This window comes from Pedobacter sp. AC402 (genome assembly GCF_979252805.1).
Genome location: NZ_CEEDAI010000007.1, coordinates 425,427 through 446,966 on the forward strand (window position 1 = coordinate 425,427; position 21,540 = coordinate 446,966).

23 protein-coding genes, 2 pseudogenes and 1 riboswitch are annotated in these 21,540 nt (G+C 36.9%); of the genes and pseudogenes, 8 read left to right on the top strand and 17 right to left on the bottom strand.

Annotated features, from left to right (window positions below):
- Positions 1 to 196: 196 nt before the first annotated feature.
- Entirely contained in the window at positions 197 to 2,809 is a 2,613-nt protein-coding gene (gene mutS / locus AC0IWE_RS08580; RefSeq protein ID WP_471792736.1) for a DNA mismatch repair protein MutS, read from the bottom strand.
- Between the two features lie 225 nt (positions 2,810 to 3,034).
- On the opposite strand from mutS, the gene AC0IWE_RS08585 reads away from it, so the two are divergent.
- Positions 3,035 to 3,349, top strand: coding sequence for an HPF/RaiA family ribosome-associated protein (locus tag AC0IWE_RS08585; RefSeq protein WP_055907827.1), 315 nt, complete (start codon positions 3,035 to 3,037; stop codon positions 3,347 to 3,349).
- A gap of 113 nt (positions 3,350 to 3,462) precedes the next feature.
- Here AC0IWE_RS08585 and AC0IWE_RS08590 read toward each other — a convergent pair whose 3' ends face one another.
- The 5 genes and pseudogenes from AC0IWE_RS08590 to AC0IWE_RS08610 form a co-directional block, all read right to left on the bottom strand.
- The gene (locus AC0IWE_RS08590) at positions 3,463 to 4,188 is read right to left on the bottom strand and encodes a menaquinone biosynthetic enzyme MqnA/MqnD family protein (protein ID WP_471792737.1); all 726 of its coding nucleotides are present in this window, start codon (positions 4,186 to 4,188) and stop codon (positions 3,463 to 3,465) included.
- Positions 4,189 to 4,227: 39 nt separating this feature from the next.
- Positions 4,228 to 4,853 (bottom strand): annotated as a pseudogene (locus tag AC0IWE_RS08595) (histidine phosphatase family protein).
- Between the two features lie 95 nt (positions 4,854 to 4,948).
- Positions 4,949 to 6,142, bottom strand: coding sequence for an aminofutalosine synthase MqnE (gene mqnE, locus AC0IWE_RS08600; RefSeq protein WP_471792834.1), 1,194 nt, complete (start codon positions 6,140 to 6,142; stop codon positions 4,949 to 4,951).
- Between the two features lie 404 nt (positions 6,143 to 6,546).
- A complete protein-coding gene (locus AC0IWE_RS08605) occupies positions 6,547 to 6,864 on the bottom strand; it encodes a hypothetical protein (RefSeq protein WP_471792738.1) in 318 nt (105 codons plus the stop codon).
- A complete protein-coding gene (locus AC0IWE_RS08610) occupies positions 6,837 to 7,064 on the bottom strand; it encodes a hypothetical protein (protein WP_471792739.1) in 228 nt (75 codons plus the stop codon). The genes AC0IWE_RS08605 and AC0IWE_RS08610 overlap by 28 nt, the downstream gene beginning before the upstream one ends.
- A gap of 231 nt (positions 7,065 to 7,295) precedes the next feature.
- Between AC0IWE_RS08610 and AC0IWE_RS08615 the strand changes: the two genes are divergently transcribed.
- The gene (locus AC0IWE_RS08615) at positions 7,296 to 7,835 is read left to right on the top strand and encodes an aminotransferase class I/II-fold pyridoxal phosphate-dependent enzyme (RefSeq protein WP_471792740.1); all 540 of its coding nucleotides are present in this window, start codon (positions 7,296 to 7,298) and stop codon (positions 7,833 to 7,835) included.
- A gap of 23 nt (positions 7,836 to 7,858) precedes the next feature.
- Entirely contained in the window at positions 7,859 to 8,104 is a 246-nt protein-coding gene (locus AC0IWE_RS08620) for a PLP-dependent transferase (protein WP_471792835.1), read from the top strand.
- Positions 8,105 to 8,484: 380 nt separating this feature from the next.
- Here the strand turns inward: AC0IWE_RS08620 and AC0IWE_RS08625 are convergent, their stop codons facing one another.
- The 3 genes from AC0IWE_RS08625 to AC0IWE_RS08635 are packed head-to-tail and all read right to left on the bottom strand — an operon-like array spanning position 8,485 to position 9,381.
- Complete coding sequence (locus tag AC0IWE_RS08625) at positions 8,485 to 8,739, bottom strand: hypothetical protein (protein WP_471792741.1); 255 nt, start codon at positions 8,737 to 8,739, stop codon at positions 8,485 to 8,487.
- Complete coding sequence (locus AC0IWE_RS08630) at positions 8,720 to 9,172, bottom strand: hypothetical protein (RefSeq protein WP_471792742.1); 453 nt, start codon at positions 9,170 to 9,172, stop codon at positions 8,720 to 8,722. Before AC0IWE_RS08630 ends, AC0IWE_RS08625 begins: the two co-directional genes overlap by 20 nt.
- Positions 9,148 to 9,381 (bottom strand): hypothetical protein, encoded by a 234-nt coding sequence (locus AC0IWE_RS08635; protein ID WP_471792743.1) that lies wholly within the window; start codon positions 9,379 to 9,381, stop codon positions 9,148 to 9,150. Before AC0IWE_RS08635 ends, AC0IWE_RS08630 begins: the two co-directional genes overlap by 25 nt.
- Before the next feature lie 209 nt (positions 9,382 to 9,590).
- Positions 9,591 to 9,700: riboswitch (SAM riboswitch) on the top strand.
- A 267-nt stretch (positions 9,701 to 9,967) separates the two neighbouring features.
- Between AC0IWE_RS08635 and AC0IWE_RS08640 the strand changes: the two genes are divergently transcribed.
- The 3 genes from AC0IWE_RS08640 to AC0IWE_RS08650 all read left to right on the top strand — a co-directional run bounded on the left by AC0IWE_RS08640 (position 9,968) and on the right by AC0IWE_RS08650 (position 13,815).
- Positions 9,968 to 11,299 carry an O-acetylhomoserine aminocarboxypropyltransferase/cysteine synthase family protein gene (locus AC0IWE_RS08640; protein WP_471792744.1) on the top strand — a complete coding sequence of 444 codons (1,332 nt, stop codon included), beginning with the start codon at positions 9,968 to 9,970 and terminating at the stop codon, positions 11,297 to 11,299.
- 42 nt (positions 11,300 to 11,341) lie between these two features.
- Positions 11,342 to 12,442, top strand: a complete 1,101-nt coding sequence (locus AC0IWE_RS08645; protein ID WP_471792745.1) for a homoserine O-acetyltransferase family protein — start codon at positions 11,342 to 11,344, stop codon at positions 12,440 to 12,442.
- Positions 12,443 to 12,570: 128 nt separating this feature from the next.
- A complete protein-coding gene (locus AC0IWE_RS08650) occupies positions 12,571 to 13,815 on the top strand; it encodes a homoserine dehydrogenase (RefSeq protein ID WP_471792746.1) in 1,245 nt (414 codons plus the stop codon).
- Positions 13,816 to 13,954: 139 nt separating this feature from the next.
- Here AC0IWE_RS08650 and AC0IWE_RS08655 read toward each other — a convergent pair whose 3' ends face one another.
- From AC0IWE_RS08655 to AC0IWE_RS08670, 4 genes are all read right to left on the bottom strand, one after another.
- Positions 13,955 to 14,233 carry a hypothetical protein gene (locus tag AC0IWE_RS08655; RefSeq protein ID WP_463495606.1) on the bottom strand — a complete coding sequence of 93 codons (279 nt, stop codon included), beginning with the start codon at positions 14,231 to 14,233 and terminating at the stop codon, positions 13,955 to 13,957.
- A gap of 3 nt (positions 14,234 to 14,236) precedes the next feature.
- Complete coding sequence (locus AC0IWE_RS08660; RefSeq protein ID WP_471792747.1) at positions 14,237 to 15,034, bottom strand: type II toxin-antitoxin system antitoxin SocA domain-containing protein; 798 nt, start codon at positions 15,032 to 15,034, stop codon at positions 14,237 to 14,239.
- A 309-nt stretch (positions 15,035 to 15,343) separates the two neighbouring features.
- Positions 15,344 to 15,619, bottom strand: coding sequence for a hypothetical protein (locus AC0IWE_RS08665; RefSeq protein ID WP_471792748.1), 276 nt, complete (start codon positions 15,617 to 15,619; stop codon positions 15,344 to 15,346).
- Between the two features lie 56 nt (positions 15,620 to 15,675).
- A complete protein-coding gene (locus AC0IWE_RS08670; protein WP_471792749.1) occupies positions 15,676 to 16,422 on the bottom strand; it encodes a queuosine precursor transporter in 747 nt (248 codons plus the stop codon).
- Positions 16,423 to 16,611: 189 nt separating this feature from the next.
- Between AC0IWE_RS08670 and AC0IWE_RS08675 the strand changes: the two genes are divergently transcribed.
- Entirely contained in the window at positions 16,612 to 17,838 is a 1,227-nt protein-coding gene (locus AC0IWE_RS08675) for a multidrug effflux MFS transporter (RefSeq protein ID WP_471792750.1), read from the top strand.
- 47 nt (positions 17,839 to 17,885) lie between these two features.
- Here AC0IWE_RS08675 and AC0IWE_RS08680 read toward each other — a convergent pair whose 3' ends face one another.
- The 4 genes and pseudogenes from AC0IWE_RS08680 to AC0IWE_RS08695 all read right to left on the bottom strand — a co-directional run bounded on the left by AC0IWE_RS08680 (position 17,886) and on the right by AC0IWE_RS08695 (position 20,067).
- Positions 17,886 to 18,569, bottom strand: a complete 684-nt coding sequence (locus AC0IWE_RS08680) for a PepSY-associated TM helix domain-containing protein (RefSeq protein ID WP_471792751.1) — start codon at positions 18,567 to 18,569, stop codon at positions 17,886 to 17,888.
- Positions 18,541 to 18,792: pseudogene (locus AC0IWE_RS08685) on the bottom strand (DUF2271 domain-containing protein); the annotation flags it as partial. The pseudogene AC0IWE_RS08685 and the gene AC0IWE_RS08680, both read right to left, overlap by 29 nt.
- 46 nt (positions 18,793 to 18,838) lie before the next feature.
- Positions 18,839 to 19,567 carry an FAD:protein FMN transferase gene (locus AC0IWE_RS08690; RefSeq protein WP_471792752.1) on the bottom strand — a complete coding sequence of 243 codons (729 nt, stop codon included), beginning with the start codon at positions 19,565 to 19,567 and terminating at the stop codon, positions 18,839 to 18,841.
- On the bottom strand, positions 19,552 to 20,067 hold the full coding sequence (locus AC0IWE_RS08695; protein WP_471792753.1) for an FAD:protein FMN transferase: 516 nt from the start codon (positions 20,065 to 20,067) through the stop codon (positions 19,552 to 19,554). The genes AC0IWE_RS08690 and AC0IWE_RS08695 overlap by 16 nt, the downstream gene beginning before the upstream one ends.
- Positions 20,068 to 20,589: 522 nt before the next feature.
- Here AC0IWE_RS08695 and AC0IWE_RS08700 point away from each other — a divergent pair.
- The gene (locus tag AC0IWE_RS08700; RefSeq protein ID WP_471792836.1) at positions 20,590 to 21,522 is read left to right on the top strand and encodes a methionine aminotransferase; all 933 of its coding nucleotides are present in this window, start codon (positions 20,590 to 20,592) and stop codon (positions 21,520 to 21,522) included.
- The last annotated feature ends 18 nt before the right edge of the window (positions 21,523 to 21,540 follow it).

Here is a 21,540-nt window from a genome sequence, read left to right on the forward strand (position 1 = left end):
CATGGCATCGGCGGCTTTGGAAGCTTTTGTATCACTTTTAACGGTATATTTTCTTGTTCCACAAGAAGTTATGAAGATAGAGAGCACTAAAATTATAGAAAAAGAATATTTAGATTTTAGCATAATTTTTAATTCCTTGATCAACATTCACTCAACTATTTTAATGAACTGCAGTATTCATCATTCGAATTTTTGGTTAATTTTTTATCAATCGCTGTATTTCATCCAGCTTTAATAATGCTTCTACCGGGGTTAATGCGTTTACATCCAAATTGTTCAGTGTATCACGAATCTTCACCAACACAGGATCGTCAATAGCGAACATCTGCAACTGGTAAGCCTGGTTTTGCACTTTCTTAATACTGTCTTTAATGCTTTGTCCTTCTGTGCGGTCTATTTCCAGTTTCTTTAATATTTCATTCGCGCGCCCAATTAATTTGGATGGCATACCCGCCATTTTCGCTACATGTATACCAAAACTGTGCTCGCTTCCACCAGGAATCAGTTTCCTTAAAAAGATTACCTTATTGGTCATTTCTTTTACCGAAACGTTAAAGTTTTTGATGCGTGGCATGGTATTGGCCAGCTCATTCAATTCGTGATAGTGGGTTGCGAAAAGTGTTTTCGGTCTGGCGGTAGGATGCTGATGTAAAAATTCTGCAATGGCCCAGGCAATTGAAATTCCATCATAAGTACTGGTTCCCCTACCAATCTCATCCAATAAAATCAAACTGTCATCAGAAATATTATTTAAAATACTGGCCGTTTCGTTCATCTCGACCATAAACGTACTTTCTCCGGAAGAAATGTTATCTGAAGCCCCTACACGGGTAAAAATCTTATCTACAATGCCCACTTCTGCATCTTTCGCCGGAACAAATGAGCCCATCTGTGCCATAAGCACAATTAAAGCCGTTTGCCTTAAAATAGCCGATTTACCTGCCATATTGGGACCGGTAATCATGATAATCTGCTGACTTTCGGTATCCAGGTAAACATCGTTTGTAATATACTCTTGGCCTACAGGCAATTGCTTTTCTATTACCGGATGGCGACCACCTTTAATATCCAGAACTTTATCGGTAGTAACTTTAGGTTTATTGTAATGGTTTTTAACTGCCAATTGCGCAAAACACAATAAACAATCCAGCTGGGCAATTAAAAAGGAATCGAGCTGAATTGGTTTAATGTAACTGGCCGTTTCATACATCAGTTCGTTATACAAACGGATTTCAATAGCCTGAATTTTTTCTTCCGCCCCTAAAATCTGGTCTTCATATTCTTTAAGTTCGGGGGTAATGTATCGCTCGGCATTTACAAGGGTTTGCTTCCGTATCCAACCTTCGGGCACTTTATCTTTATGGGTATGGGTAACTTCCAGGTAATAACCAAAAACATTATTAAAAGCAATTTTTAAAGATGGAATACCGGTTGCTTCTGCCTCCCGTTTCTGAATCTGAACCAGGTAATCTTTACCTCCGAAAGCAATTTTACGCAGCTGGTCTAAATCTTCATCAATTCCATCCGCGATAACATTTCCTTTAATCAGTAAGGCTGGCGGCTCGGGCTGTAACTCTTTTTCAATTCTTTCTCTAATGGCCAAACATGGATTTAACTGATCAGCTATTTTGATCAGAAAAGGATTTTTCGAATCAGCAGCCAGTTTTTTAACTGCTTCTATATGGTATAACGCACGTTTTAAAGCCACCAATTCTCGGGGACCAACACGTTGTAAACCTACTTTAGAAATCAGGCGTTCCAGATCCCCTATTTGTTTAATGTTATTTATAAACTCACCCTGAAGTTCTTCATGCTGTACAAAATAATCCACCATTCCTAAACGTTCCTGGATTGGTTTTAATTCTTTAAGTGGCATAATAATCCACTTTTGCAGCAAACGTGCACCCATTGGGGTACAGGTATGGTCTAAAATATCGAATAAGGTTACCGCATTATCATTTGGCGAATTCACCAGTTCGAGGTTACGAATGGTAAAACGATCTAACCACATGTAACGGTCTTCTTCGATACGGCTTATCGAGCTGATATGCTGCAAGTTGCGGTGCTCAGTTTCACCCAAGTAATGTAAAATAACCCCGGCAGCAACAACACCACTTTGCAAACGCTCTACACCAAAACCTTTTAAGGAAGAAACTTCAAAATGTTTCATCAGGGTTTCGTTCCCAAAATCAGTAGTAAATGGCCATTCATCCAGGCCAAAGGTGTAAAAACGATCGCCGAAGTTTTCTGTAAAAACCTGTCGCTTTGATTTCTGAAAAATTACTTCTGTAGGTTTAAATCCTTGTAAAAGTTTATCTATATAATCGCTGTTGCCCTGTGCGATTAAAAATTCACCAGTTGATATATCTAAAAAAGAAACTCCCAATTGTGTTTTATCGAAGAAAACGCAGGCTAGGAAATTATTTGATTTTTGATTTACAATATTATCGCCATAAGCTACACCAGGGGTAACCAACTCTGTTACACCACGTTTAACAATGGTTTTTGTAGTTTTTGGATCTTCAAGCTGATCACAAATGGCTACCCTTTGACCAGCCCTTACCAGTTTAGAAAGGTAGTTATCCAAAGAGTGATGCGGAAAGCCAGCCAGCTCCAATGCACCGCCATTTGGGCCAGTACCCCTTCTTGTAAGTACTATACCTAAAATTTGTGCCGTTTTAATGGCATCTTCGCCAAAGGTTTCATAAAAATCGCCAACCCTAAATAGTAAAAGTGCGCCCGGATACTTCGCTTTAATTGCGTTGTATTGCTGCATTAACGGGGTTTCTTTATTCGTGTCTTTAGCCAAAATTGAAATTAATTTACAAAAGCCATAAAGATAACACGAATAAGCATTTTACAACTGTTTTGTTGAAAAGTTAAAAAAAATGCTGTTTAACCATTTGAATTGGTTTATCGTAGGATATTACAGTTAACCAATATAAAAGATTAATAGATTAAGCAACCTTAACAATTTAAACAATTCACCTACTTGTATGTTAAACTATTATAAATTTAACCTAATTTTTTAATTATGACGATCCAACTTAATACCGACAAAAATTTAACCATCCACCAGGAATACGACGAAAAAATTCAAACTCAGCTAAATGAAGGTTTGAGCAGATATAGTGATTTAATTACACGCTTGGAGGTGCATTTATCAGATGAAAACGGAAGCAAAGAAGGATTAGACGATAAAAGATGCTTGTTGGAGGCCAGAATTTCTGGCAAAGAACCTGTTGCTGTTACCAATTTAGGCAATACTTACGATTTAGCCATTACCGGAGCATTAACAAAATTGAAAAGCGCATTGGAAAAAGTGGCTGGAAAAATGAAAAGTCACTAAGTAATTATAGTACGGACGTCATTCTCGCGCAGGCGGTAATCTTAATGCACTAAAAGCAAATGCATTAAGATTCCCAATCAAGTTGGGAATGACGTTCTAACAAATATCAAATTCTACAACTGCTCAATATAACCCAAAAATAGATTTAATGCTTTCTTACGATCTTCTGTAACATCAAACTGAAGTTTGTTGTATAAATAATCCTCAAGATCAAAATTTTGTGTTATCGGTAGCTCTTGCAAAACTTCTTTTCTATGCTCAAGTCCAAATTTTAAAGCGGCATTAAACTCTTCTTTAAATTCTTTTGAGATTTCTTTATTTGCCAGCCAGGCGGCATACATAAATGGTAATCCTGTAAAGTTTTTCCGTTCTTCTCCCATATCATAAGCGTAAGCAAAATCGTCTTTTTTACCAAAAGTTCTATCGCCGATTAAAACGAATGCATCTGTTTTTACCGTTGGATGTGTCGTAAACTCCACTTCCTTTTTCCAATAAAATTTCAGTAAAACTTTGGCTAAATTGTTAGATGTACGCGAATGGGCATCTAACCTAACTGTTTTAATCTCAGTTACAGGTACATCGCTAAAAATGAATACCGAATTTACTCCCCCATCGCTTCCAATACAGTAATCGGCCACAATATTTGCATTCGGAACCAAAGGTATTGCAGCTACCGGCATTAAACCAAGATCTGCCTCACCGTTAATCACTTTGGCAGCACAATCTGAAGGGATATCTAAACTTAAATCAACTTTATTAATAATGTCCGAATGTGTTAATCCGTATATAAACGCTTTGGTATTGGTATAGGCAACAGCCGATATTTTAATCTTATTCAAGGTGTTATATTTTGCGCTTCGCGTTTTGCAATAAGCGTATTATTCAATTACTAAGCCGTCTAAATGAACGGCACTGTTAAACTCGAGACCAGAAGATTTACCATCTTCGAAACCCATTTTATAAAGTACTGTATTTTGATGTGGAAATTCAGTCATTTCGCTTAAAGGTTTTCCGAGCAATAAACATAAAAAGAAAACACGCATTGCCCTGCCATGCATGCAAACTAAAACTGTTTTTTCTTCAGGTCTGCTCATCAATACTTCCATGGGCTGTTTTAAACGTTCGTAAACATCCTGAACACTTTCGCCACCCTCAAAATGAGCTGTATAATTGCCATCCTGCCAGCTTTGTAACATCTCACGAAAGGCATCACGTGCATCTTCAGTATTCGGTTTTCCTTCCCAAACACCCCAGGCCAGTTCATCCAGCCCAGAAAGTTTTCCCAAGGCAAGCCTGAATCGATAAACTTCTGAACGGTTTGCCAGGTACGTTTTAAATCTGATGTATAAATCTTCTCGAAAGGAATATCTTTATAAGTTTGATAAAAGGCTTCAGCTTGTGCTCTTCCTAAATCATTTAAGTCAGAATTTATACCTCTGCCCTGTACTATGCCTTGCCTGTTAAGTTCCGTTTCGCCGTGGCGTATGATGTATATTTCCTTCATTAATAATGATTGATTTTGAATAGTTGAGTTATTGATTCTCGAATTAGAAAATTTGAATAATTTAATGGGAATTGCCTATTAAATTCAATCAATCCTTAATTCACAACAGGTAACTTATAATATTGTGGCTTTTTTTCTTCTTCAAAAACTACATTTTCGAAATCCGTAACCACATTATATAAAGTATCCCGTTCAACTGCTTTTCGCCCTACCTGTTTAATTAAATTAACCAACTCTTTAGTGCTCATAGCAGGGGTTTGTTCTTCTGCACCGGCCATTGAATAAATTTTGGTGGTATCATCTAAAGTGCCATCAATATCATCAACGCCATAGTTTAAAGATAACTGCGCTGTTTCACGACTGATCATTGCCCAATAGGCTTTAATGTGGTCGAAATTATCCATGTAGATACGGGCAATGGCATAATTCCTTAAATCTTCAATTACTGAAGATTCAGCCACATTACTCATCTGGTTATTTTGATTTCTAAACTTCAATGGGATAAATGTCTGGAAACCACCCGTACGATCTTGCAGCTCACGCAGTTTTTCCATATGATCTACCCGATGCCAGTATTTCTCGATATGTCCGTATAGCATCGTTGCATTACTGCGCATACCAAGTTTATGCCATTCTTCATGTATATCCAACCATTGTTGTCCGGTACATTTATCTTTGGCAATCTGCTCTCTTATTTCAGGGTGAAAAATCTCCGCTCCACCACCTGGTATCGATTGCAATCCGGCTTCTTTCATCAAACGCATACCTGTTGCATAATCGATTTTGGCTTTCTTAAAAATATAATGATACTCAACAGGTGTTAAGGCTTTAACATGTAAATCAGGGCGGTGTTGCTTAATTGCGGTAAATAAAGCAGAATAAAATGCTACATCATACTGAGGAAGTACCCCACCTACAATGTGGACTTCGGTTACAGGCTCGCCATCATATTTTTTAACAATATCGAGCATTTGCTCCATGGTTAATGCCCAACCTTCCTCTTTTTGCTTGATTAAACGAGAATAAGAACAAAATTTACAGTCGTAAACGCAAAGATTTGTTGGTTCTAAGTGGAAATTACGATTAAAATATGTTTTATCGCCATGTTTCTTTTCGCGAATATAATTTGCGAGAACACCCAGGTAACCCAGTTCGGCGTGCTCGTAAAGATGCACACCTTCATCAAATGTAATCCGTTCTCCGTGAAGAACTTTGTGTGCTATGTTTTGTAATTCAGTTGATAAATTGGTATCAGCTAATATTTTTTCAACTTGCTCAGTTGTATTCATTCCTGATTTATTTTGAACAAAAATACAATAATGAGCTGATTTGAAAATCATTTTCTTGTAACAAACCGCGATTTTTGAATGTTGTTCTTGATTATTAGCCACAGATGAAAATGGATAAACACAGATATTGATTGCTTTTTTAGGTGAGCTTAGCTGTGGCGTTAATATTAGCCACGGAAAAACGGAAGTCACTGAAAATAACAGTCAAACTCAAGTATAAATTGATGTTTCCCCGCTTGATGGCAAGATATGCAAGACAAAACCTGATTCTAATTTATATCTGTGGTTAAAAACCTACTACAAAGAGTCTAAGAAACTCCGTGTAAATCCGTGTTTTCGTGGCAATCCTAAAAGATGGTAAACAAAAAAAGCACCTCTTTACAGAGGTGCTCTTATTATGTTTTTCACAGGTAAATGTTTAAGCTAACTATCTTGCAGCAGGTACAAATGTAAGTACCGATGTTTGCCGTTTTACCACCAAATTCAATTGGTGATTTTAAGATCATTTGTGTGCTAGAAAGATCAGTTAATACCAAACGATAACCTTCAGTTACATTTTTAGCTTTATCTCCTTCAAATATTTTCTTGAACTGGAAAGTCTGGTCTTTAGGTGCAGCCGACCAGAAAATGGTTTGCATTACCGAACCACATGCACTTGATGCAGGTAAAGTATAAGAACCATTACCGCTATTGGTTAAATTCCAGGTACTTCCCGAAAACATTTGTATGATTTTTCTCCAAATAATCCTTGAACAGCACCATCTGGTAAACCTTCCAAAGCAATATTACTCACTACCCACTCACGAACAACAGTACCCCTGCTACCCGTTACACCTGCAGTTACTCTTTTTGCGGTATTACAGCTTTGTAACATTACTAAAGTAGAACATGCTATTGCGATAGCTATAAATAATCTTTTCATTTTTGTTTAATTTAATTTTCGTCAAACTTTATACATAAATCTTGCCAAAACGATTACGAACCTTAAATTAGCACCAAATTATTAAATTGTATTCCAATATTATTTCGATAAACATAAATCCTCATGAAACCCGAAACCCTTGCTATTCACGCTTCTTAATCTAGTTAAAAAGTACCACAGGTGATGTAACGCCCCCAATTAATCTGTCAACAACTTTTTTTCGTGGAGAAGATGGCGGTTATCCCGGCGGGCACACGTATTAGCAGGGTAAGCAACCCAAACCGGTCTGCTTTAGAAAACACTGTGGCTAAATTAGAGTATGGCGAAGATGCAGCAGCTTTTTCTTCTGGTAACACCTGCGGTTTGGCCATGTTCCAAGCACTGAAACCGGGTAGTCATATTATTGCACCCGATGATATGTACTGGGGAATTAAAAAACAGTTATTAACCATTTTTAATGATAGCCTGGAATTCGATTTTGTAGATCAAACTGATTTAAATCTGATACAATCGAGCATTAAAACCAATACCAAACTGATCTGGATTGAAACACCATCAAATCCGTTATTAAAAGTAACTGATATTGAAGCAATTGCTAATATAGCCAAATCAAATCACATTACATTGGTTTGCGATAGCACTTTCGCCTCTCCAATTTTGCAAAACCCGATTTTATTAGGAGCCGACATTGTGATGCATAGCAGCACTAAATACCTTGGCGGCCACAGTGATGTGCTTGGTGGAATTTTGAGTTACGGCAAAAAAAGATGAGCTGATGGGAGAAATTTCAATATATTCAACAAACTGGTGGGGCTGTTCCTTCTCCTTTTGATTGTTTTTTATTAACCAGGAGCATTAAAACCCTGGCTTATCGCATGAAAGGCCATTGCGAAAATGGAAAAATTGTAGCCGATTATTTAAATAACCATCCAAAAGTTGAGGCTGTTTTTTTGCCCCAGGACTTGAAAGCCACCCACAGCACCGAAATTGCTAAAAAACAAATGAAAGATTTTAGCGGAATGATGTCGGTTTTGAGTTAAAGGAGATGTTGAAGCTGCCACGTGAGGTGGTGAACAAAGTTCAGTTATTTGCTAGGCAACCAGTTCAGGTGGCGTGGAAAGTTTAATAGAACACCGCTATTCAGTAGAAGGACCGGATAGTAAAACACCAAAAAATTTTCTTCGAATTTCTGTAGGCCTAGAGCACGTAGATGATATTATCAGCCGATTTAGCGCAGGCACTGGGTTAATTTAATTAAACCGCGCCAGGTTTTAAAACCTGCGTGGCCTTAAAATTTACTTCGGATTACCAAACCGTACTCAACTTTAACGAATAGTTTGCTTCCAATGGTTCCGTTAGTTTTGCTGCCAAACGTTGAGAACCTGTATTGGCAGGACAGGCAATATCTCCTGCTGCATCGTCAAATTAATTTGGTTCCATTCGCTAACAATTCTTTCGGTACGTATACCTGTACTTTGGTAATTGAGTATCCCGAAGGAAGATGACGTACATAATAACCATCAGGGTGTTTCGTCCAGATGCCACTTGGCACATCACTTCTTGGCGGAGCCATACCCGCAACAATTGCATATTTTTCAAGATCCGCATAGGTATAATTTCCGGAAGCAACCAATTGGCGAATGTTATTTTCAGCTTCAAAAACCGCTTTCCACACCCGATGGCAATTGATCTTTTGCTTTTTCCATCACATCAAATGGCAAAACGCCCAATGCACCACCTTCCAGCTGAGTAAGTTGTTTTGGTGTTAATAATTTAATTGCAGTTAATTTAATCTGACCGTTATAATCAGCAAATTTAGTTCTTGCAATTATTGTCCATAATAAAGCCTGGATATCGTGTTGTTCTACATCTGGATGTTTTTCAGCACTTTTTAAAATAGATACCACAATTTCCTCTTTCGGACCTAAAACAGGCGCAAACATATAACCGTCTCCTTTTGATGGAGCAAAAGTTCCTGCTTTTAAGCAATAACTTTTATTGGTCATTTCGTAAAGGCCTTCACATAGTACAAATCCTCCATCAGGATTTTTCGGCAATAGATATAAAGGTTGTGCTTTTAAATTTAAAGTGGTGATAAAATCTGGCAATTTTTGGCCCCTCTGTTTACATCTTCAAAATTAGTTGTAATGGCTGCTGGTTGTTTCAAAAACCTATCTACACCTAAAGCTTTAGCACCCTGGGCAGTGCCTACTTTTAATAATTTATCTTTTAAACCTCCGAATTGAGCGCTTACATTGTTTAAACTTCCTATGGCAAATAGTAGCACTAAACATAGGGATTTTGTATTTTTCATCATGATTAAATTTAGATAGGTAACACAAACTTAGAATTTTAAGCGTTAATTTTATATTAAAAGTTTTAAGCCAATATTTTAACAAAAAATACATACCTCATTTTCATAAAGTTAACTTAAATTCGGAATTTTATTTTGTGAATTAAAATTAAATTCAGACATTTGAAATATTATTTGGCGGAAAGCTAAATAAAAGTCAATCTTCGCAGGTTGATTTATAAAGAAGTGGCGAGAGACTGGCTCGACGACCCACTGGCAACCCTCGAGAGAGAAGGTGCCAATTCCTGACCGGATAACAAGGTGTTATTTGGAGATATAAAATTAGAACTGATGAAAACATTAAATCTTCAATCGCTAAGCGAGCCCATTGCAAACCTGAAAAAGTCAGAAAAAAATTCTATTTCTTTTATTTGTTGCAACATGCGTGAGGTTACTTGTATGTGCTGTTGCATACAGTAGTTTAAAAATCTTCCTTTTTTGTTTCATTCAAACTGGAAGGTCCCGGGAAATCGGGATACGCCCTGTTAGGTTAATATTAGGCTAAGCCTTTACCTGTAGCTCATCAATCAACATTAAAAAAAAAGAAATTATGTCAACTTCATATAAATTTGAAACCTTACAATTACATGCGGGTCAGGAAATAGACCCAACAACAGGTTCCAGAGCAGTACCTATTTACCAAACCACATCGTATGGGTTTAAAAATGCAGAACATGGCGCAAATCTATTTGCATTAAAAGAGTTCGGAAATATCTATACCAGGATTATGAATCCAACAAATGATGTTTTCGAAAAACGTATCGCTGCATTAGAAGGTGGCGTTGCAGCACTAGCGGTAGCATCTGGTCAGGCGGCTCAGTTTATTGCATTAAACAATATTTTAGAAGCCGGAGATAGCATCGTTTCCTCTTCTCATATTTATGGCGGAACATACAACCAATTTAAAGTAGCATTTAAAAGATTAGGCATACATGTTGATTTTGCCAACCCGGATGTGCCTGAAGAATTTGAAAATAAAATTACGGATAAAACCAAAGCGCTCTACCTCGAAACCATCGGCAACCCTGCTTTTAGTATCCCCGATTTTGAAAAAATTGCTTCAATTGCTAAAAAATATGACCTTCCTTTGGTTGTAGACAATACTTTTGGCGCAGGTGGTTATCTATTTAAACCATTAGAACATGGCGCAAACATTGTTGTAGAATCTGCAACAAAGTGGATTGGTGGTCATGGTACAAGTATTGGAGGTGTTATTATTGATGGTGGAAATTACAATTGGGGCAACGGGAAATTTAAGCAGTTCTCAGAACCTGCTGAAGGATACCATGGACTGGTTTTCAGCGATGTTTTTGGCATCGGTGGACCATTTGGCAATATTCAGTTTATCATCCGTGCAAGGGTTGAGGGATTAAGAGATCTTGGCCCTGCCCTATCACCTTTTAATTCTTTTCTTTTGTTGCAGGGATTAGAAACGCTATCGCTCCGCGTTCAACGCCATGTAGATAATGCATTGGAATTGGCCACCTGGTTAGAAAACCATCCGCTGGTTAAAGAAGTTCAATATCCGGGCTTAGCGAGTAGTAAATACAACAATCTGGCTAAAAAATATTTAAGCAATGGTTTTGGCGCAGTTTTATCTTTTGAGTTGGCCGGAAGCAAAGAAAACGCAACACAGGTTATTGATAATTTAAAACTGGTATCTCACCTGGCAAATGTGGGCGATGCGAAAACGCTTATTATTCAGCCTTCAGCAACCACCCATCAACAGTTAAGTGAAACAGAACAGCTGGCGGCTGGCGTAAAACCAAACGCATTAAGGGTTTCGGTCGGTATTGAGCATATTGATGATATTAAAGCCGATTTCGAACAGGCATTCGCAAGTATCAATAATTTAACTACAGCAGCTCATTTACAAGCTTAACCCAACCCTGCCTAAGGGATTAAAAAACAACAACATTACAAAATGCATAACGCTAAACATGATAATACTCCAAAATCTTCTTCGGGAAATTTAGGCGCTACATATAATTACAATAAACAATTCAAATTAGAAAGCGGGAAAAAGATCCGAAACCTTCAGATTGCTTATCAAACTTATGGCAAATTAAATGCGAATAAGGATAACGTAATCTGGGTTTGCCATGCACTTACAGCCAATGCAGATGTTTTTGAATGGTGGGAAGGCCTGTTTGGCGATAATGCTTTATTTAATCCGGAAGATCATTATATCGTTTGCGCCAATGTTTTGGGTTCGCATTATGGAAGTACAAATCCATTAAGTACAAATCCTGTAAATGGCCTGCCCTATTACTTATCCTTTCCACAGTTTACGATAAGGGATTTAGTATCAGCCCATCAATTATTGGCTGCGCATTTGGGTATTGATTACATTAAACTGTTGATCGGTGGTTCTTTAGGTGGGCAACAAGCTGTTGAATGGAGTATTTCTGAACCTGGCAAAATTGAAAACCTGATCTTGATAGCAACTAATGCTGCACATTCACCTTGGGGAATTGCTTTTAACGAAAGTCAGCGTTTGGCCATTACAACCGACAGAACTTTTTATGCCAACCAGCCAAACGGAGGCAGCAAAGGTTTAAAAACTGCACGTAGTATTGCACTTTTGAGTTATAGAACGTACAGTGCTTATGGCAGTACTCAGGTAGAAAGCGTAAATGATAAAACCGATAATTTCAGGTCGTCTTCTTACCAGAATTATCAGGGAGAAAAGCTGATCAACCGCTTTAATGCATATAGTTATTATTATTTAACTAAAGCTATGGACAGTCATAATGTAGGCCGAAACCGCAAAAGCATTGCTGAAGCTTTAAAATTAATTACGGCAAATACGCTGGTAATAGGAATAGAAAATGATGTTTTGTTTCCATTATCCGAACAAAAATATTTAGCTGATCATATTGATGGTGCAGAATTTATCGCATTGCATTCTGATTATGGACATGACGGGTTTCTAATTGAAACCGATGCGCTTACCAATGTAATCGGGAATTTTATTAAAGAAAGCCGTAATAAAAAGATAATCAAATTACAGCATACGGCTTAAAAAGCTACAAGGCTGAGGGTGTAAAGATTGAAAGTTAAATACCAGATGCCGCAAGTTAAAACAAATCACAAAATAAAAGCAGTTAGTGTGGGGATAAACCATCTATGTGCGTAATCATAAATACAATAATGAGTAAGAATTTAAAAATCGGTTTATTTGGTTTCGGAGTTGTAGGACAAGGTTTATTGGATATTATCCAAAGCCAGAACCTGAATTTGGAGATTATTAAAATTGCGATAAAAGATCCAAGAAAGAAACGTACCCTAAATAAAGATCTGTTTACTACCGATCGTAACGAAATACTGAATAATACAGAGATCAATACAATTGTAGAGTTAATCAATGATGCTGATGCAGCTTACGAAATTGTAACTACAGCCTTAAAAAATGGCAAAAATGTAGTATCGGCCAATAAAAAAATGATTGCTACACATTTGAAAGAACTTGTTGATTTACAGCAGGAACATGGTACATCTTTATTATACGAAGGAGCTGTTTGTGGTAGTATTCCGATTATTCGAAACCTGGAAGAATATTACGACAATGAGCTTTTCCATGCTTTAAGCGGCATTTTTAATGGATCATCCAATTACATTTTATCGAAAATATTTAACGAAAACCAAAGTTATGATTCTGCTTTAAAAGAAGCACAGGATTTAGGTTTCGCTGAAACAGATCCAATCCTCGATGTAGGAGGCTACGATCCGAAATACAAATTGGCTATCGCTACAGCGCACGCCTATGGATTATTTGTAAATCCTGATTTTATATTGAACATCGGAATACAGAATCTTTCTCAATACGACATTAAATATGCACGTGAAAAGAATTTTAAAATCAAATTAGTTCCTACAGCACGTAAAGTGAACACAAAGGAAATAGTGACTTATGTATTGCCAAAACTAGTAGCTAAAGATGATTTTCTATACAATGTAGAAAATGAATACAATGCGGTTGCTGTTCAGGCTGCTTTTGCAGATAAACAGTTTTTTTATGGTAAAGGTGCTGGCGGCCATCCAACTGGCGCAGCTGTACTTTCGGATATTGCAGCATTACGCTATGATTACCGTTATGAATATAAAAAGTACCATTCGGAAAATGGTGTAAAACATACTGAAGAAATTTTATTGGAAATCTATTTGCGTTATGCAGATGAAGATTTGATTACGCTATTGGAATTTGATATCATTAGCGAACGTTATGCTGCCAGCAGCTATAAATATGTGGTTGGAACCGTTAAGCTAGAAAGCTTAATTAAAAACCGCGACTTGCTTTTGGATAAATCTGTTTTTGTGGCATATACCGGCAGGCAGATTTACAAACAAGAGCAATTAAGTGAAAATGTTTTTGCCCGGGAGCTGGCAAGCCTATAATTTATTTTAGGGTTATTTTTTTTATTTGTTTTGTTGTTAAGTACAAAGGTCGGAGCGATTCCGACCTTTTGCGTTTATTTAAAATTTTCTAAAATGCGTTGCTTATCTTCGTTTTGCTTGTCGTTTTTATGGTAAAGCTCTATAAAAACAATCTTTTTTCTTCGGCGAAGTAGGCATATATTAACCTCAATCCAGAATTTACACCCCGGCCTTTTAAAGATTTACAAGCCATCCGTTTTATTTTAATCACACAGGTTTGAATACCCAAATTATCTATGGTAAAACTAAATGGTGGCTGCTGACTTGGTCTGACATTTATAATTGCCTTAACCATTTCTAAGTCGTCGTTTAATGTTCTATATTTTTTTAATAAAAACTTTAAATCTCTATTAAATTCATTGAGCGAATTGAAGTGCATAATTTAATTATCATCTTCATCATACACCCTAACAGAATATGGCAGTTCCCGGTAAAAGGCCAATTCGTAACTAATATCTTTGCCTTCTTCTGTAACTTCCCAAGGTAAATCTTTATGTGAATAATCACTTATCGCCGTGGCAGACCAATCACTCATTTGTTCGATCACTTTATCAATAACATCCTTCTCACTTGCTTTAAGTACAGTTAAATCTGCTTTTTCCAATGGTAAGTAACGTTTCTGTGGATAGCCCTTAAACTCCGTTTTAATCCTTTGGAGCATATTGGCATCAATCATTTGGTTTATAACTGCATCTAGTTTTTGAGGAACCGGGCCATAAGGTAATTTTTTATACTTTGCTCCTGTTAAGTGCTCTTCATATAATTCATAGTAATTAAAATCAGAGAAATAAAGCAATTTATAAAGTACAGTTTCACCAACATTCGGCTTGCCTGCGCAACGCTCTAAAATATAAAGCAAAACATTTTTGAATTTATTTACATTCAGGGTTGGAACAGAAATACGTTCCTCAATAACATCTTCGTTTGTCTCTTCAGATAAATTTAAATCCTGGGAGATCAGAAAATCTTTAGCCATAAAACCATCAAGAGAAAAGCCCAATACCATCGATAATTTCTGCATTTCGCTCAGGCTCACCACTCTATTGCCCAATTCTATCTGAGTTAATGATGATCTTGAAATGGCGATACTCTTAGCCAAATCTTCTTGAGAAAAGCCTTTATTTAATCGAAGTTTAGCAATTCCTTCTCCGATTTCTTTTTTTGATAATTCGTATCCCATACCCAAAGATACAAATGTTTTAATATAAAACAATATAATGATGGATTATAGAACAACGCAATCAACCCCATAAATTGTTTATTTATTCCCATTACAGAGAACCTGATATTAAACAACAGGGATCGAATTAATTTCTATTTAATTTTGATATATTTTTCAATAATCACCCGGTCAACCCCTGCTTTTCTACTTTTTCAATACCTTTTTGAATCAGCGTATCTTGATGAACGGCCAGTTTAAATTTAAAGGTTTTGCCTTCCCAGTTTTTATCTTTATAATATTCAAGGCGTTCGGTATAATCATCCTTGTTTAAGGTAAATGTTGCCCCCCTCCAGCATCAAAACTACTTGTGTCTTTAGGGTTAATGCTATGTCTTAAAAATGCAAAATGTGTATTGTTGAACATTTTGATCATTTTTAAGTTACCTGAATAATCGGTGGTCTGGCTTTTTCCATTTTCGATGGTTGTAGCAGAAAATAACTGCCAGTTACCTTGAATATCAAGATTCTCTTTTTTGCTATTATCTTTATTGGCACAAGAGGCCAATGTAAGCGCAGCAAGTAACGTTACAATGTTTAATCTCATAAGTACAATTATTTGGTTATGGTATTCTTAAAATTATCCCCTCCCAGCCATCTTAATTAATTTGTGCGCAAGATCTTTCCCAAATAGCCATCAATAATAGTATGCACCACATACAATATTGGTGTCATTAAAATGGCTACCACAAATTTATAGGTATAATTAACCAATCCAATTGCAGCAACCATTTGCCAACTGTAATGGTATTGCGGGTTTAAGTAAAACGCAATAAAAATCACCACAAAACTGTCAATTAACTGCGAAACCAGCGTTGATCCTGTTGCGCGCAACCACAAGGCACGTTCTCCGGTAATTTTTTTTATCCGGTGGAAAATGACCACATCTGCCAGCTGTCCGATTATAAAAGCGGTGATTGAACCTACAATAATCCACATTCCCTGTCCGAAAATGCCGGCAAAAGCATTGTTCATGTTTAAATCTTCACCATTGATTTTTTGATGCACCCAAAAATCGGCAGCACTCAAATGCATTGATCCCCATACAACCAAAAAAGCAAAAGCAATTAAAATCGAAGTCATAATGGAAAGGAAACGGACTTGTTTTACGCCAAAATATTCATTTATTATATCTGTCATGATAAAAATGATGGGCCAGGTTAATACGCCTGCAGACATCACAAATGACAAATTGGGCACCCCCAACAGATTGATATCGAACTTTTTAATTCCAAGTGTTTCTTCAACACTAAACAACTTAACCCCGATAAATTCTGATAATATAGCATTTGCCACAAAAAAGCTTCCCAGAATGAGGAGCAAACGGCTTTCTTTTGTTTTAAAAGTCATAGACTATAAATCTAGAAATAAATAGCCTATTTAGTATATTGATTAGTGTATTTTTAACAGAGATAACACAAAGATTACGCATATACAGCTATTTTAACTAAAAATATGATTTTTACAATCATTCGACCTTAAAAATAGGTTAACCAATTAAATCTCCCAATCTTTGCGCCTTCAAAACCAGTAATTTTCATGGCTAAAAAACAACACTTCTATCTTATACTCATTTTAGGTTCATTGGCAGCACTTGGCCCTTTCTCAATTGACATGTATCTACCTGGTTTTGTTGATATTGCAAAAGATTTAAAAAGCACAGAATCTACTGTAGCACTCTCCTTATCGAGCTTTTTTATCGGAATTTCTGCCGGGCAGTTATTGTATGGTCCGCTATTGGATAAATTTGGCCGAAAAAAACCTTTATACTTTGGTTTAGCCCTTTATATTGTTGCTTCCTTTTTATGCCTGGCTGTAACAGATGTAAACCAACTGATTGTTTTACGTTTTGTACAGGCTATTGGGAGTTGTGCAACTGCTGTGGCATCTGTAGCGATGGTACGGGATCTTTTTTCTGTTGAAGAAAGCCCAAAAGTGTTTGCTTCATTAATGCTGGTTATTGCTGTTTCGCCAATGCTGGCCCCAACGGCTGGAGGCTATTTAATTTCGGCCTTAGGTTGGAAATATGTGTTTGTATTTTTAGGATTAATGGCCATATTAATGCTTTTGGCATCTATTTTTAAATTGCCAGAAAGTTATAAACCTGATCCGAACTATTCATTAAAGCCAAAGCCTATTTTAACCAATTTCTTAACGGTTTTAAAAGAACCTCAATTTTACACTTATGCCTTAATCAGTTCGATTACATTTTCAGGGTTATTTGCTTATGTATCTTCTTCGCCTCAGGTTTTTATGAAGATATATGAAGTAAGCAAAACGGGTTACGGGTGGATTTTTGCATTGCTTTCTGTTTCTTTTATTGGATCGAGCCAGGTAAACAGCTTAATATTAAGGTGGTTTACGAGCAAAAAAATTGTAAGCTATGCGCTTATTGCACAATGTATTTTTAGCCTGATATTTTTGATATTTGCTTTAAACAACTGGTTAAATTTATACTCAACCATTGGCTTTATTGCTTTATTTCTGGCCTGTTTAGGTTTAATCAATCCAAATGCTGCCGCTTTATCACTTGCACCATTTACCAAAAATGCAGGAAGTGCCTCGGCATTAATGGGTGCCCTGCAAATGGGCCTGGGTGCTTTAGCATCTGTAATGGTAAGTTTATTCAGCGAACATTCTGTTGTGCCTATGCCATTGGTAATGACGGCTGCTGCATTTATTGCTTTAGGTTGTTTATTAATCGGCAGAAGATTTATCACCACTAAAGTAGAAGCCTCTGCTGATTCGGCTGTTGTTGCGCATTAATTTTTTAACCACAAAAGCAATTTTCTTCTTGCCTTTGTGGTTTTTTATTATGGTACAAATAACTTGTAAATCAGATAGCAAACAAGTGTACCTACTGCTGCGATGATAAAGCCACTTAATCGTTTCTTTTTAATAAAACAGATTAAGATAATTCCTGAAATGGACACTAAAGTCATCAGTACTGCCGAAATATCAATAATCCACGACCAGGCCTTACCAGAATCTCTTCCTTTATGTAAATCATTTATTACAGCTACAGCTCCGAATCTTGTTGTTGTTAATTCATATTTACCGGTTTCGCGATCAATAAAAGAATCAGCCAGGTAACCCGGGCCATTAAAGGTTAAACTCAATTCTCTGTCATCCATCCTAAAATCACTTAAAGCCCCCTTAACCTGGTGCTTATTCCTAAAAAACTCAACAATCTGAAGCTTATTAATTTTATTGGTATCTGGTTGGTTCACCCACTTCAAATCAACCGATCCAGAATCTTTGGTTACCACTTCTTTCCCAGAAGTAAACCAGTCTGCATGGTTAAGTGTTAAACCCGATACTGCAAAAAACAGCAGGATGGTAAAACTCACCATCGACAAATAAATATGCAGCCATCGTGATAGTCCGGCTAAACGTTTTTTACCTTTTCCTTTTCCGCTATCCTTTTTAACCGGCTTTTTCCCAAGGCCACTTGGTACGGGAATTGGATTACTTTTTTGGGATTTTTCTGTAGTCAAGGGATGCTGATGCTAATTCTGTATTTGGGGTTAATTCTATTTTTTGTGCTGAACCGGTAAATTTCATTTCTTTAGAAATTACCTGGTATGATCCATGTTCGCGGGCTACTTCGATAAAAACGGTATATGTTCCGGCTTTTACCAATTGGCCGCTATCATCTTTTCCATCCCATGAAAGGCTGTATTTGCCAGGGCCACGGGTAGCCGAACTTGTAGAACTTAATTTGCCTTCTGCTCCTTTTTTAAATTCGTCGCCATTGGCACGTGCTTCACGACTTTAAATCAGGCAACCAACGTGGTTTATTGTACCAGATTGCAAGATTACGCACTGGTGTTTTCGCAGCATCTTCAACCCAAACAGCAACAAATGGACGGCGAACACGCTTACCATCAGTTGATTCGATATTGGCAATCTCTAAATTTACGACCAATTCATATTTCGTATTCCATGGTTTTTCTGGTTTATTTGCCTTAGTTATGGCAAGTGCAGGTTTATTTAAGGCCACTTCGTAATTTGCCCACTCTCTGCTTTTAAGCTCTTTTCCATCTTTGGTAACCAATAAATAGGCAATATCTTTCCTATTTGCGGTTAGTTTTTCGATTTCTGAAACCGAGAGCACATTGAATGAAGTTGCCAGCGCACCTGCTTCACTTGCATTAGCTGCAATCACAGTAGCACTGATAATGTTTGTAGCTGGATTTCCAGTACGCGGATCAACAATGTGCGAGTACCACTTTCCATTTACACTAAAACCCCTGCGGTAATTACCACTGGTAGCAACAGCCATATTAGAAACTTTGATGGTTGTTAGCGCAGCATCATTTTCAGCGTCGGCTTTAGGGTTGGCAATTTCAATGGCTTCTGGCTGATTTCCTTTAATAACCATATCGCCACCAATGTTTACCACAACATTTTCGATGCCTGAGGTTTGCATTGCCTTTTCAGCAGCTTTATTAATGATGTAACTCTTTGCGAAAGAATTTAATGCCAAAGGCACATCATCCAATCGGGTAACGGATTTGTTTTTTCATCGAGCACATAGTGTTGTTGTTTAACCTGATTAACCGCAACTTGAAGCGATTGCGCAGATGGCAAACGATTTTCGCTGGCTGCTTTTTTCCAAACGTTACCGATTACAGCAGCGGAAGCATCGAGTGCACCATTGGTTAAACCTTTATAATTTTCGAACTGTTGCAACACTTCAAATAATTCGGCGGAGATTTTAGTTGTTTGTTTTCCGTTATTTATCCATTTATTAAACTCACTAGTTGTTTTATAAGCACTTAAAATATTATCTAAACGATCGATCTCATTTAAAGCATTTTCTTCTGCCAGATCTGCATCGGATTGATTGTTTGCTTTAAATTTTAATTCTAATGATGTTCCCAATACATTTTCATAATTGGAAACGTATGTTCTTAAGGTTTTTTTTGGGTTAACAAATGCTGATGCAGTTATTACCACTAAAAAGGCTGCGACTAGATGTCTAAACTTCATATGTTATGGATAATTTGGAGATTTTTAATGCAAAGAAAATAGTTTATTTGGAATAATTTTAAATAAGATGAAAATATATTTGAAATAATACAATCAGCTCGTTTTTACAGGGGTTAAATCGATTCGTCTTATTAAAATTTATTGACCATCGTATCGATCAAGGGTTTAATTACAATTCAGGATATTTTTATCCACTTTTTCAAAATTTGATTATATTTTTCCAATAATCACCAATTTCTAAGCAGCTTTTACCTCCTATTTTTAAGGTTTAAGCTTTTTTTTTCCTATTTTCGCTTAACACGATGTCTTAATATACAATCTTAAACCTCCCGGCGTAAGCACTCACCCATTTTTTCGGCAATCGCGAAACTTGCGTGCAGAACACAATCGCCATCAATTTACTGCACAGGGATTTCCCGACTACGCCTGCGACCCAAAATTGATAAATTTGGTAAATGAGGCCATGAAAGATGGTTTTAATCAGTATGCGCCAATGCCAGGAGCCAACTTTTTGAAGAAACCATCGCTCAGAAAGTTGAAAAACTTTACAATGTAAAATATAATCCTGAAACAGAAATAACCGTTACCGCTGGCGGTACACAAGCGATATTTACGGCATTGGCCTCAATTATTAGTGCTGGCGACGAGGTAATTATTTTCGAACCAGCTTACGATAGTTATGCGCCCACGGTAAAACTTTTAGGCGGTTTGGTTAAAACTTATGAGCTTGCCCCACCAAATTACGGCATAGATTGGGACATGGTAAAAAAACTTTTTACCGCCAATACCAGGATGATTATTTTAAATACGCCACATAACCCTACAGGTAGTATTTTATCATCAGATGATATGAAATCGCTGATAAAACTTGTTACTGGCACCGATATTTTAATTTTAAGCGACGAGGTTTATGAACATTTAATCTACGATGAACAAAAACATCAAAGTGTGATCCTCTACCCTGAATTAAGACTCCGCAGCTTCATTATAGCTTCTTTTGGCAAGCTTTTGCATGCCACTGGTTGGAAACTGGGTTATTGTTTAGCGCCAGAGAAACTGATGAAAGAATTTAGGAAAGTACACCAATTTAATGTTTTCAGCGTTAATAGTCCCATGCAGCAGGCTATTGCCAATTACATTAAAGAACCTGAAAATTATAACGGAATCGCTGGTTTCTTTCAGCAAAAGCGCGACTATTTCAGAACACTTTTAGCTGATAGCAGATTTAAACTCCTGCCCTGCAACGGATCATATTTTCAATGCGTTAGTTACAGCGATATCAGTGATGAAAAAGATACCGATTTCAGTATGAGGCTCATTAAAGAATTTGGCGTAGCTACTATTCCGGTTTCTGCATTTTATCAAAGAGCTACCGACCATAAAATTATCAGGTTTTGCTTTGCCAAAGAAAATGCAACGCTTGCTTTGGCTGCAGAGAAATTAAAAAATGTTTAACCATCCCAAATAAATAAA